Source organism: Veillonella sp. 20925_1_51 (genome assembly GCF_041431445.1).
Taxonomy (GTDB): Bacteria; Bacillota; Negativicutes; order Veillonellales; family Veillonellaceae; genus Veillonella; species Veillonella nakazawae.
Genome location: NZ_JAPVXT010000003.1, coordinates 247002 through 259139, shown reverse-complemented (window position 1 = coordinate 259139; position 12138 = coordinate 247002). Strand labels below are relative to the sequence as shown.

Below are 12138 nucleotides of genomic sequence, written 5' to 3'. Positions count from 1 at the left end.
TCCTTATACAGTAACACGAACTTCATCAGCTGGCTTACCTTTTACTACATGCTTAGTTTCCTTGATATGAAGCAATGCAGATAATGCTTGATATTTTGGACGAGCCATTTGATCGTTCAATGTTGGTACTGGTGTTGGGGATTCGCCCTTAGCATATTTAGCAGCATTTTTACCGATAGCACGGTATGTTTCAGCTGTTAATAGCGGTGCTTGAGGGAATAATTCCAAATTTGAAAGTGGTTGTAAATCGCGTTGGTGAATCAAAGTAGTACCTTTAGATTGAATACCGATGCATACACCAGATCCAGAAATAGAATCGCCTTCAACGGCTACGGCCGCTACGTCAGAGGAACGGTATACGCGAATTACACGAGCTTTTAAACCTTCTTCTTCTATACCAGCTACTAATTGGCGAATCACCTCTTGATGCGGCACACCAACGATAGTTTGTCGTTGACTACGGCCAAAGGCAGGGCCAACAGCAATAACTACTTCATCTGCGCTTGTACCAGGTTGTGCAGGGCCACCAGTTTGGAGCCAGCTATCGTCACCAGTTGGATCTTCATGTCTAGGAGCCGCACTTGATGTTGTGCTTTCACCAACACTAGCCTTGAATTGTGGTGCCTCATGAACACCACCCATTTCTTGTAAAACGTCTAGGATAATAGAACGTAATACATCTCTGTTAATTTCAGCCATCATGACACCTCCTTATATATCCCGTGGATCAATGGCGTTTGGAATATCTTTAATGCGTTCCCAATCTTCACCTTCCACACGATAACCTGTGCCAACACCTTGATAGTCATTTCTATTGTTAATCGCGGAGATAACATTGAAATCACGGTCAAAGATGGCCGATGTTTGTAAGTAATCGCCGGAGATTTTTTGTTTTAATAGATTCAAAATACTTTGTGCTACATCTTGATGACCTTCTTTAGCTAAGCCTTTTACAAAGTCAACGCCTGTAACACCGCGGTTCAACAAGTCTTGAGCCGCTTTAATATCTGCAACCTTGTCGCGAGGAGGCATATCTTTAGAGCCATTCGCATAAGTAGCAGCCTCTACCTCTTGATCTGTAATCGGAGGCAAACCTAATGCTTTGAACAAAGCTTGTAGTGCACGAGCCGCTTTATTACGAACTGCTACTACTTCTTCTTCGCGAGCAGGGATAAGACCACCATTTACCTTGAGGTCACGTTGGATAACTGTCCAGTCATCATAGTCCTCTGCATCCCAGTTCGAACCAGCAAACATGTTGTCATAGTTTGGTGTAGAGCTATAACCAGAGCAGATAAAGTCAGTACCTGGTGCAAATTGCATCAATGTACGAGCTGTTCTACGCAAATCAGAATGACTGAATGTTTGGTCATTACTAGATGCACATTCTAGGTCGAGCATTGCTGCTACAAGGTTTTCTGCTAATACAGCGCGGATACCAGAAGGTACAGCTGCTGGAATACCGATACAGCTTACAGAGCCATTTTGGATACCTTGTACGCCAGCGCCTTTTGTGATGTATAGGCAACGGATTTCAAGGTACAACATAGATTTACCTTCTGCTTGGCCCATTTGTACTTCAGAACCTGTACCAGAGGTGAAGCGCATTTTAAGACCACGAGATGCATAAGCAGATGCGAGGAATCCTTTAGACCAAGGTGTATCATCACCATCGGTAAATACGTCTTCTGTACCATATACGGAAATTGTTTCTGCATATGCTGTGAAGCCACGCATGCCAAGTTCCAATTCTGTCGCTTCTTCCAAGGAGCATTGTGTCAATACACCTGGTCGACCACATTGAGAGCCTACGAGTAAGCTAATCGCATTGAGTGGTGCGTAACGAGCAACGGCTACTGTTGTTTCTTCTTCTGCGAACCCACGAAGTGCACCTTCCGCAGCATCGGCTGCGATTTGCACTGGATTGTCGTTTACGTTCGTTACATGGGCTTGGTTAGCCATTGTACGACGAGCACGCATTTTTTGCATACATTGCATCATTTCAACAACGTTCATAGTAGAAACAACTTCCAACATTTTCGCTGGAGTAATAGATTTACAAATCTTAACGATTTCTTCACGAGGTACTGATGGTGTAAGCATCATATTAGCAATCTCTTTTGAATCCTTTGCCATTGCTTCTTGAGCACCATCGAGAACGATACCGTAATTTGCAATAAATGTATCGATAAGATCAAAATCTTCGCGACGTTTACCATCGAGTTCAACGATGCGACCACCTTCGATTTTGAGGCTAGGCTTTGGATCTTGAGGAGATTCCATGGCTATAAAACCTTCCTCTACCCATTCCTTTACATAACCATCCTGATTGACAGGACGTTGACTTAAGACTTCGAAACGTTTTGATTTCATAGGGCATACCATCCTTTCAGATTAGATATAGGAAGGGGCTCCGTTCACTGGTTCGTCACCCATCGTACCGAGCAATTGTTTACCTACTTCACGAGCAGAAATAACCGCTTGTCGTACAGCCCCAGAATCGCCAGAAATCTGTAAAATTACTTCGTTAGAATTACTTGTACCTGCAGAAGGAGATGCATAACCGATTACATCAACGTTTGCAGATTTGACAGCTACATCGGCCATAACTACACCAATAGCTGCTGGAGCACCTACGATAAGACCAAAAGCTTTACCTTCGGGAGCGCCAAATGCTGCATTTACTGCATGACTAGCGCGTGCTGTATATTGAAGTTCAATATGACCAGCATCGTTTGCGTATACATCGCCAAAAGTACGTTCCACTTCAGCTAATGCTACTTCAATAGCTCGTTTTACATCGGATACATCATCACCACCAAAAATGATTAACGAGCCATGGCCTGCGCCACCTTTAGTATCGCGAGGTAATTCAATGCTAACAATTTCAGTATTGGTTGCTTTTACTGCTTCATCAGCAGCCATAATGTGTGGGCCTGCACCAGTACGAGCACCTAAAATACCGATGGAACGATATTTTTTCTTTAGTTTCATCGCATCTAATACTTGTTGATCTACGTTAGCAATTACGAGACCAATAGTATCACCAGTTTTACTAGTCCCTACAAATTCAGTTAATCCACATGTTGTCGCCATAATACCCTCCATACGTATAATGAAAGTATCAAAGTATCTATGTACAGAAAACTATGTTGCGGTATACCAATTTATATTTTTTATCATTTCTTTAATCATTCATATGTATGCAACCCTAAATTCTATACACCATATATTACTATAGAGCATGCCTTGCTATTCAGTCACAACCCATCGGACTCAATCCTTTCTAAATACATGTACTATAAGGCTTTTATCTACCTTTATTATAAAAATTATTAAATGCAACTTTTTTATGTATATTCGTAAAATGCGATTTTTCTATTACTAAAATACGACAATCCTGTTATACTTATACATATAGAAGCAAGAAATAACGTAATTTTATAGGTATATGAATTTTAGGTGGTATGTCACTTTTCTCTTTTCTCAGGTTTAGAGCCTACCCTTTAGATAGAGAGCAAGTAGAGCTATTTAGCGGTGTGCTTACTAGCCCTCTTAACACATTTGTGATTGGAGGTTTTACCATGATTTGTACGAATGAAGATACTAAGCTTATCAATGAAATCATGCGCGATTTCACAAACATAACAAAGATTGCTGCTATTTTTGTTAATAATCGTGGAAAAGTGTTATCTCAAGAATATAACTTTTCTCCATTTTGTAAGGTCGTAAGGCGCAATCCAATCTATGCCAAGCGCTGCAATCAATGCGACTTATATGGTGGCCTAGATGCTACAAAAGAACTATCATCCTGCCCGTATCGCTGTCACATGGGCCTTATAGATTTCTCCGTGCCCATCATGAAAGATGGCGCCATCTTAGGCTTCATCATGGCCGGACAAACAAAAACAGAAGATACAACGATCAAACCTATTTTGCCTACCCAGACCGATTGGCATGATGATACTAAACTTCGCGCCTTATATCGGACCTTACCAGTTTTGACAGCCGAACAAATCTACAGTGCTACAAAGGTTTTACGGATTTTGGTAGAACACTACTTCCCATTTAACGATGCCATAGCAGAAGAGATGCCTTATGAACAATTGCCAGACTTTGTGGAGTCTGAACGACCTATTAATCGTCCAGAAATTCGAAAGGCTATGTTATATATAGAAAAAAATCTGAGCAAACGAGTGTCGCTCAGAAGGATTTCGGAACATATTCATTTAAGTGAGTCCTACTTCTCTAAGATTTTTAAAGATGATACGGGACTTTCAGTAGTGCAATATATAACACTATTGCGCATACAAGAAGCGAAAAAACTATTAGTATATTCCCAACTAACAGTTAATCAGATCAGTAAAACATTGGGCTATAACAGAACTAGTTATTTCTGTAAAATTTTCAAAATGGCTACCACTGAAACACCACATTCATATAGAAAAAAATATGCAAAACCAATTCATCCATAATATAATAAAAAAGGCGTAACACCATTGGTGTTACGCCTTTTTCGTATCTATAGAGTTTGTCATGAGAAGGTATTGTATCAGATACATATATTATTAACGATCAATTAGAACGCTGGGATGATAGCTCCCTTGTAGTGTTCTTCGATGAACTTCTTAACTTCTGGAGATTGTAATGCTTTAGCTAATTTTTGGATAGCTGGTTTATTTTCATCACCAGGGTTAACAGAAAGAAGATTTGCATATGGAGAGTCAGCTTTTTCTACGAACAAGCCATCTTTTGTAGGATTAAGACCAGCTGGCAACGCATAGTTAGCATTGATTACTGCTGCATCTAAGTCTTGGATAGAACGAGGAATTTGAGCTGCTTCTAACTCAACAATTTGGATGTTTTTAGGATTGCTAGTCACATCGAATGGTGTATTAGTCAAACCAGTTGGATCTTTCAATGTTACTAGACCAGCACTTTGCAACAAGAGAAGTGCACGAGCACTGTTTGTTGGGTCAGACGGGATAGCTACTTTTGCGCCATTTGGCAAGTCTTTCAAGTCTTTAATTTTTTGAGAGTAGATAGCCAATGGTTCGATGTGAACTGGTGCAAAGCTTACAAAGTTTGTACCATGATCTTTATTGTAGTTATTTTGGTAAGGTACGTTTGCAAAGAAGTTTGCATCTACTTCATGGCTAGATAGAGCCATATTTGGTTGGATGTAGTCTGTAAATTCAACGATTTGTAAGTCTACACCTTCCTTAGCCAAAATAGGTTTAACTTGTTCTAAAATTTCAGCATGAGGTACAGGATTTGCTGCTACCTTTAATACCTCTTTAGAGCCACTAGAGCTCGCGTTATTTGTGGAAGAGCCACAACCACTAATCAATAAGGACGCACCCAGTACGGCCGTCGCTGCTAATGCTAACCATTTTTTCATGTAATCCTCCTATCTACGATGAAAACCTACATCTCGGACGAAGACTCATACGTATACAATATTCGTAGATAATATAACTTTAATCTATAGCAAGATAAGAGTAATTACATTTAGCTATGCCAAGTATATAAAAACGGTACTAAGATGATTCCTCGTACTACTAGGTAATATACCTAATAGCTAAAATCAAACTTAGTACCGTTATACATATCGCTCTATATAATAAACAATCTAATCAAAATCAAAAAATCAACTTATTGAGTTGACGTTGTTTGCTCCACAGAAATAGTTACAGGTGCTGATAATTTAGCCTCTAACCAAGCTTTTATTCGTTTCAAATCTGCATCAGATATAGTGGATGTAGTATGGATAATCACCATATATCGACTCGCTTTAGGCTGTTCTAGATTATCTATCAAAGGCATGCCTTCCACTTTGCTTACAAACGGGAATAACGCCTTTGCTTCAGCTTCTGTCGTTTTCATAGTATTTATAGTTTCACTTACTAATTGATAAGTCGGCTTGTAGAGATTACTCAAGTTTTTATATGTTCCAAGATTCTCTGAAGATTTATTCAAGTTCGTCTTATCCATAGTAGATTTTTGCTCATCTACGCTATTAACAAAACGTAATGTATAAGGCTGCAAGTATTCATCCTTCTGTAACTTGTCATCCAACTGGGCTCGCTCCTCTGAAGTCACAGGAGCTCCTATAACTACTATGTTTACTAGCTTATTCGTTTGATCCAATGAATAATCAATCACTTGTCGACGTCCCTCTTGATTAATATCATTCTTAATAAACTGCTCCATATGACTTGACTCAGAATACTTGATGGTCATATCATAGCCTGCATAAATACTTGGTATAGCCATAATAAGACCAATCACGAGAAATATTAGCTGGTTACGACGATTAACCTCTTCTGCTTGTTTATGGAATGGCAAACTATATACACCTTTTAAAACAATAAAAGCTGCAAAGAAGATGAAAAATGCATTTATAAAGAATAGATAGCCAGCCCCAATGAAATATTGCCAATTTCCATTAGCCAGTCCATATCCTGCCGTACATAGTGGTGGCATGAGTGCAGTCGCAATCGCAACACCTGGTATAACATTATCTAAGGTCTTACGCGTTTGCCCAATAATCCCAGCTAACCCACCAAATATAGCAATGAATACATCAAAAATATTCGGTTCTGTACGTGCTAATAGTTCAGATGTAGCCGCCTGAACGGGAGAAATATAAAAATATAAAGCAGATGCCAAAACAGCAATCGTAACCTGTAAGGACAATCTTAAAATACCACTCTTCACAACTGTAAAATTAAGCGTAGCAAAGCCAAAACCAGTTGCTAAAATAGGTCCCATCAACGGTGATATAAGCATAGCACCAATAACAACTGCCGTACTATTCATATTCAACCCAATAGAGGCGATAAATATGGAGAGAATCAGGGTAACCAACGCAGGTCCCTTAATCTTAGCCCCACCTATCAACCTTTTAGCAATAGTTGCATCATCAGCGCGCTCAAAATGTATATCAAAGTATTTATTTAGTTCCATTCTTTCTCCTTATAATTTCATCAAATCTGCAAAGGTGCCCACATGTACAAACATATGCTGTGTCGTTTTCAACATTTGAACCATTAAGATGGCCCCCGTGCCTTCCCCCATCGACATTTGTGCTTGGATGGGAACCATGTCTTGAGTAATTCCCACCTCATCTAACGCAAGTTCTGTGCCTTTTTCTCGAGAGTTATGAGATGGCAATGCATAATCCTTAACACGATCATTCATATGTACCGCACAAGCTGCTGATACAGCTGTAATAAATCCATCAATGACGAAGGGCTTTTTAAACTCAACACAAGCGAGCATAGCCCCAAGAATAGCAGCAATATCAAAGCCCCCTACATGGGCTACGATTTTACGAACTCTTTCAACTTCACTGTCAGAAACGACACTAGTCTTATGCTTATCTAATACAGCGCACACAAAATCAATTTTTCGTTTCATCAAATCTGGTTTATTCGGCCAAGAACCAGGTCCTACTGTTTCAGTGGGATCAGCTCCCGTTAAGGCAGACAACACACAGGCAGAAGTCGTCGTATTCCCAAGTCCCATTTCACCAAAGGAAAAAAGATTTATCCCTTGCTTTACATAATGTTCAACTCGTTCATAGCCAGCTTGAAAGGCACTATTAAATTCATCCTCAGTCATAGCAGGATGATTTAATATATTCTTTGTCCCCTTTGCGACCTTGCGATCCACTCCGATGCCATCATCTGAGGCAATTCCTACATCCACAACCTCATAAGGAATATTGTTAAAGTTACAAAATTGCGTCGCCGACGAGCGACCTAATAACATATTTCGCGACTGTTTTTGCGTTACCTCGTAGTTATAACCTACATAACCTTCCATATTACAACCATTATCGGCAGAAAATATGATATGCTGAGGTCGAATTTCACCACTAATCTCGCCCCAAGCAGTACAAATCTTTCGGAAATAATCCTCCCACAAGCCTAGGCCACCAGGGATCAGGCATTTCGGTTGAAGAAATCTATTTAATTGTTCCTCTATAGGTAATACTGACTTGTCTTTCATTCTAATCTCTAGTCTGCACAGAATATGCCAACTAGCCTTCTATTAATTCGATATTATTCTATATAGAAGTATAACACAAATTATATAATTAGTAATATAAGGTTTGTACTAGTACTCATATATACGAATTATCCTCTCATCAGGGAATAATCTATGCTTTTTAGCCTTAAACTCTGGATTGTTATTAGAATCAAAATATTCAATTGTATTTCTTAACTGCTCATGAGTAAAAGGACTCGTACTTGGATTATATACAAGCTGATTAAATACAGCATACCGTCCATCATATGCAGCAAATAGTAAATTAGATTTCTTATCTGGATTGTATGAATCCACTAACATTCCAGGCAAGCCATTATTCCATACCGCTGAATAAGTAGGATTTTGTAAATCATCAAAGATTCCCCACATACGCCAATATACTTGCAATGTGTGATAAAAATTATACTCTTTATCTACAAGCACCTTATTTTCTATATCTTTACTATCAGGATGATCTACATCTAAAGGAATAATCTGAATAGAATACCAAATATCTCCTATCTCATACACTATAAAAATATTGTTATCTAACATATAGAACATCTTCAACTCTGCACCTTTAGGAATGCGGAATGTCATGCCTTTACGAGTAATTGTGTCTGTATATGAATCTATATCCTTTAAACTCTTCTTACAAGGAACCTTCCTTCCCACAGGATACGATAAAAGAGTAGTCTTTTTCTCATCATGAATGAGCTTATCCGTTGAATGATACAATCTGCCCCGAACTAAACTAACTTCTTCAGCATACGTTTTTTCTTCACGTAAATACCCCTTAGCTATGTCCTCTGACTTCATTCTTTCCAAATGTCTTTGTAAATCAGCTTCAATCTTATCATTAGTTTGTTCACTACTAACACACTTCTCTTTAGCACTACCAGAAATATCACTTTGAGTAACCGGCTCTTTTGCATGTACTTGTGAAGCCATAAGACTTAGCATTAACAGTGCAGCAATGTATGAATATATTCTTTTCACAATACAACTCCTTAGCTTTATAACAACCACTACAATCAACTTCAATCTCTACTAGTATTGTACCTTTTAATACTTGTAGAATCATCAAAGGGGCTGTAACAAAACAGCCCCTTTGTTCCAAATTTTATATACAAACTCTGCCCAACTCTAATGATACATATCTATATCTACAGTAATCATTCGCGTTCGTTCCGGATTAAACATAAAGTAAATCACTCTTGGCTGGTCATGATCAAAGTTATGGTAAACAACATATACTACATATTTCTCAGCTGATACTCGAGTGCTATAATAAAAATCTTCATTAGGATCATCACCGACACTCTGGCTGCCATCAATTAACCAGGGAAATAATTTCCAGTTTTGTCGTTGAATAGTGATAATCTCATAATAATTCTTTATGTCACTAACCAATACATTTTTATCTTTTGGATATGTAAACGAATTAAGTACTTCAACTGTAGTATCTTTATCCCTGCCATTTATAAACGAATACCAAGCATTAGATTTAACAGTTTCCTCATACCTTGAAATCGTTGCTTTATCACCATCTAATACTAAACAGCTTTGATTCCCTCCCATTCCAATTACTTCAGCAGAAGAAATCACTTTCAAACTCTCAGGTAAAAACTTAGGTGCTTGTAATGGAGACGGAATATACCCCGCCTTAGATGAAGGCCATGTAGAGTGCCACCGTTGAGTATCATAATGGGATATTCCTACAGCAGAAAATACTAAAGTAACAGCTAATGTAGGAAGCATACACAGAAAAAAGATAACATAAAAATATGATAAAAATCTTTTACGTACAGTTTTCTCACTATCAATAACTCTACATTTTTCAAGCAATAATACAATCGTGGCGATTAATAAAATCAGATAGTACACCCCAGAATACGAGATATAATCTGAGAAGAAAAATGTTAATACCCAAAGAATTATAAAAAACCATATACTCTTTCTATAAGGATTAGAAAAAAACAATTTCTTTAAGTAAATTAAACACCGTTGCATTTACGATCTCCACAACAATACCTACTCAAATTACTTAGATTGATAAAACACAGCCCGTGTCCCATCATTACTAATTAACAATTCCACAAAATGAGGTCTTTTAGTATTCCCATCATCTACAAACACATATAATCTATGATTTCGAGTAGAATTATATGTATCCTTGACTACTGTTTTTGTTTCTTTTCGAGGTGCAAAGCGTAGCCACTCAATAAAAGTCCGTTCTGGCAAATTAAGGGATTCTTCTTCTATACTCTCTACAATATTATAGCTATTAGGGTGAGATATAAAACGCTTTTTCTCCCCAGTATCTAAATCACGCAATACACCATTCGCATCAATTTGCGCTGTATAGGCTGCATTTTGCTTTGCTATTGCCTCATATTGTGCAATTACTTTAGGGTCTCCCTCAAGTACAGTATATCTCTCTGGATATGCATTAGCCCAAGCTAAACTACTACGAAAAGCAGACGCTCTATAAATACCGTCGGGAAGTTTTCCTGGTCGTTTTAACCCCTCTGGTAGTTCTCCACTATTAGGCCACCCTTGAGTCCAATCCATGGTACTATACTCGAAGGAATCAAATTGCTCAATGCTTGTTTTTAAGTCGTACCTAAACCAATCGCTTACTAACCAAGAAAAGCTGAGGGTAAAGGCAATATACAAACACCAAGCCAACTGAGTGTGCCTTTTTTCAGATATGGACTGTTTCTTAAAGCGCCTATATTGTAGAAATATACTCGATACTATGGCTATGCCAAAAACAATATATGTAATAGGTGCTATATTAAATAGCACTACCACAATTGCAAACAACACGCATAGCATAACCGTTAATAAGCCATAAAATCCTTCGAACAAAACTCTCTCCTATTATGACAACACTTAAAACATCTTCAGCACTTAAAACATCTTTTTATACAACGCTTCAATATCTTCACGGCTTATTTCAGCTACTGTATTAGCTATATTGCCTGTAGCTACAACGTATACATTATCTACGAGCCATGGAATGTCTTTTTTCGTAAATCCTAATTCTGTAAGGTTTGTAGTAAGGTCTAGGTCATGTACGATTAGGCGTAATGCTTCGCCTAGTTTGGAACCATCTCCGTGGTTAAATATCCGAGCTAAGGCACCAAATTTATCAGGGTTTGCACTCCATGTATATTCCACTGCAACAGGTTCAATAATAGCAAGGCCTACACCATGGGTAATATCTTTAAGGCCACTGGCTGGATGTTCCATACCATGTGCTAATGTTACACCTGCTGTGTTAATAACCATGCCCCCAATTGTGCTAGCTAATGTCACGGACTCCCAAGCTTTTATAAGTTGAGTTTCGTTGAGAACAGCTGGTTTGCCTTCCGCCGTTGCTTTCACATGTTTATATAGTGGTACAAAGTATTGTGCTAATAATGTCACTGCATAATGAGCTAACGCATCGGTGAAAGGTTGCGCCGTTTTAGATGTATAGGCCTCGATGTTGTGGCATAGTGCATCAAAGCCTACAGATGCCAATACATGAGGTGGCATTGTACCCATTACAGCAGGGTCTACAATAGAAACCTTTGGCACAATAGCATTGCAGCGTAAGGATTTCTTATCACCTGTTTCAGGATTAGTAAGAACACCAAAACCGTTGCCTTCAGAGCCGGTACCACAAGTCGTTGGAATAACAATAAGAGGCAATGCATTATCACTAACTTTACGGTTGAAAATATAGTCGTTAATATCGCCTTCATTCACCGCCATAAAGGCAATCCCTTTGGCACAGTCCATGATGGAACCACCGCCGATAGCAATAACCATATCACAGTTTTCAGATTTAGCTAACGCAGCGCCGTCTAAGGCAGTTGTGGTCAATGGATTGGCATCTACTTGATCAAACAATACATGACCGATATGAGCTGCATCAAGCTTTTCTACCACCCGGTCATATAAACCAGATTTTTTGGCACTAGTACGACCAGTTACAATAAGTGCTTTCTTGCCGTACGGTGCAGCACAATCAGCAACACTATCTACTTTATTCCAACCGAATTGGATATTTACAGGTAAAAAATAAGAGAATTCCATGTGATAACCTCT

General features: G+C 38.6%; 11 protein-coding genes. 1 reads left to right on the top strand and 10 read right to left on the bottom strand.

What is annotated here, in order from left to right:
- Window positions 1–3: 3 nt before the first annotated feature.
- Genes O3607_RS05205 through pduB form a run of 3 tightly spaced genes read right to left on the bottom strand, consistent with a single transcriptional unit; the run spans window position 4 to window position 3096 of the window.
- The gene (locus O3607_RS05205; RefSeq protein WP_126413469.1) at window positions 4–702 is read right to left on the bottom strand and encodes a propanediol/glycerol family dehydratase medium subunit; all 699 of its coding nucleotides are present in this window, start codon (window positions 700–702) and stop codon (window positions 4–6) included.
- A gap of 9 nt (window positions 703–711) precedes the next feature.
- On the bottom strand, window positions 712–2373 hold the full coding sequence (locus O3607_RS05200) for a propanediol/glycerol family dehydratase large subunit (protein ID WP_156719209.1): 1662 nt from the start codon (window positions 2371–2373) through the stop codon (window positions 712–714).
- A 21-nt stretch (window positions 2374–2394) separates the two neighbouring features.
- Window positions 2395–3096 (bottom strand): propanediol utilization microcompartment protein PduB, encoded by a 702-nt coding sequence (gene pduB / locus O3607_RS05195; RefSeq protein WP_038124004.1) that lies wholly within the window; start codon window positions 3094–3096, stop codon window positions 2395–2397.
- Window positions 3097–3584: 488 nt separating this feature from the next.
- On the opposite strand from pduB, the gene O3607_RS05190 reads away from it, so the two are divergent.
- Window positions 3585–4475, top strand: a complete 891-nt coding sequence (locus O3607_RS05190) for a PocR ligand-binding domain-containing protein (RefSeq protein ID WP_060924426.1) — start codon at window positions 3585–3587, stop codon at window positions 4473–4475.
- A gap of 104 nt (window positions 4476–4579) precedes the next feature.
- Here the strand turns inward: O3607_RS05190 and O3607_RS05185 are convergent, their stop codons facing one another.
- The 7 genes from O3607_RS05185 to O3607_RS05155 form a co-directional block, all read right to left on the bottom strand.
- Window positions 4580–5401 (bottom strand): MetQ/NlpA family ABC transporter substrate-binding protein, encoded by an 822-nt coding sequence (locus O3607_RS05185; protein ID WP_156719207.1) that lies wholly within the window; start codon window positions 5399–5401, stop codon window positions 4580–4582.
- Between the two features lie 254 nt (window positions 5402–5655).
- Window positions 5656–6969, bottom strand: coding sequence for a DUF389 domain-containing protein (locus O3607_RS05180; RefSeq protein ID WP_371443484.1), 1314 nt, complete (start codon window positions 6967–6969; stop codon window positions 5656–5658).
- Window positions 6970–6978: 9 nt separating this feature from the next.
- Window positions 6979–8016 (bottom strand): nicotinate-nucleotide--dimethylbenzimidazole phosphoribosyltransferase, encoded by a 1038-nt coding sequence (locus O3607_RS05175; RefSeq protein ID WP_371443483.1) that lies wholly within the window; start codon window positions 8014–8016, stop codon window positions 6979–6981.
- A gap of 108 nt (window positions 8017–8124) precedes the next feature.
- Window positions 8125–9036 carry a hypothetical protein gene (locus O3607_RS05170; RefSeq protein ID WP_153186851.1) on the bottom strand — a complete coding sequence of 304 codons (912 nt, stop codon included), beginning with the start codon at window positions 9034–9036 and terminating at the stop codon, window positions 8125–8127.
- Between the two features lie 147 nt (window positions 9037–9183).
- On the bottom strand, window positions 9184–10050 hold the full coding sequence (locus O3607_RS05165) for a hypothetical protein (protein WP_060924431.1): 867 nt from the start codon (window positions 10048–10050) through the stop codon (window positions 9184–9186).
- A gap of 30 nt (window positions 10051–10080) precedes the next feature.
- Window positions 10081–10878 (bottom strand): hypothetical protein, encoded by a 798-nt coding sequence (locus O3607_RS05160; RefSeq protein ID WP_371443494.1) that lies wholly within the window; start codon window positions 10876–10878, stop codon window positions 10081–10083.
- A 75-nt stretch (window positions 10879–10953) separates the two neighbouring features.
- The gene (locus O3607_RS05155) at window positions 10954–12126 is read right to left on the bottom strand and encodes an iron-containing alcohol dehydrogenase (RefSeq protein ID WP_371443482.1); all 1173 of its coding nucleotides are present in this window, start codon (window positions 12124–12126) and stop codon (window positions 10954–10956) included.
- Window positions 12127–12138 lie beyond the last annotated feature (12 nt).

What these genes read in the sequence shown, in the direction of transcription:
- pduB (WP_038124004.1), bottom strand. Translation starts at nt 3,096, where the DNA reads ATGGCGACAACATGTGGATTAACTGAATTTGTAGGGACTAGTAAAACT.
- O3607_RS05175 (WP_371443483.1), bottom strand. Translation starts at nt 8,016, where the DNA reads ATGAAAGACAAGTCAGTATTACCTATAGAGGAACAATTAAATAGATTT.
- O3607_RS05205 (WP_126413469.1), bottom strand. Translation starts at nt 702, where the DNA reads ATGATGGCTGAAATTAACAGAGATGTATTACGTTCTATTATCCTAGAC.
- O3607_RS05185 (WP_156719207.1), bottom strand. Translation starts at nt 5,401, where the DNA reads ATGAAAAAATGGTTAGCATTAGCAGCGACGGCCGTACTGGGTGCGTCC.
- O3607_RS05160 (WP_371443494.1), bottom strand. Translation starts at nt 10,878, where the DNA reads ATGCTATGCGTGTTGTTTGCAATTGTGGTAGTGCTATTTAATATAGCA.
- O3607_RS05165 (WP_060924431.1), bottom strand. Translation starts at nt 10,050, where the DNA reads ATGCAACGGTGTTTAATTTACTTAAAGAAATTGTTTTTTTCTAATCCT.
- O3607_RS05180 (WP_371443484.1), bottom strand. Translation starts at nt 6,969, where the DNA reads ATGGAACTAAATAAATACTTTGATATACATTTTGAGCGCGCTGATGAT.
- O3607_RS05200 (WP_156719209.1), bottom strand. Translation starts at nt 2,373, where the DNA reads ATGAAATCAAAACGTTTCGAAGTCTTAAGTCAACGTCCTGTCAATCAG.
- O3607_RS05155 (WP_371443482.1), bottom strand. Translation starts at nt 12,126, where the DNA reads ATGGAATTCTCTTATTTTTTACCTGTAAATATCCAATTCGGTTGGAAT.
- O3607_RS05190 (WP_060924426.1), top strand. Translation starts at nt 3,585, where the DNA reads ATGATTTGTACGAATGAAGATACTAAGCTTATCAATGAAATCATGCGC.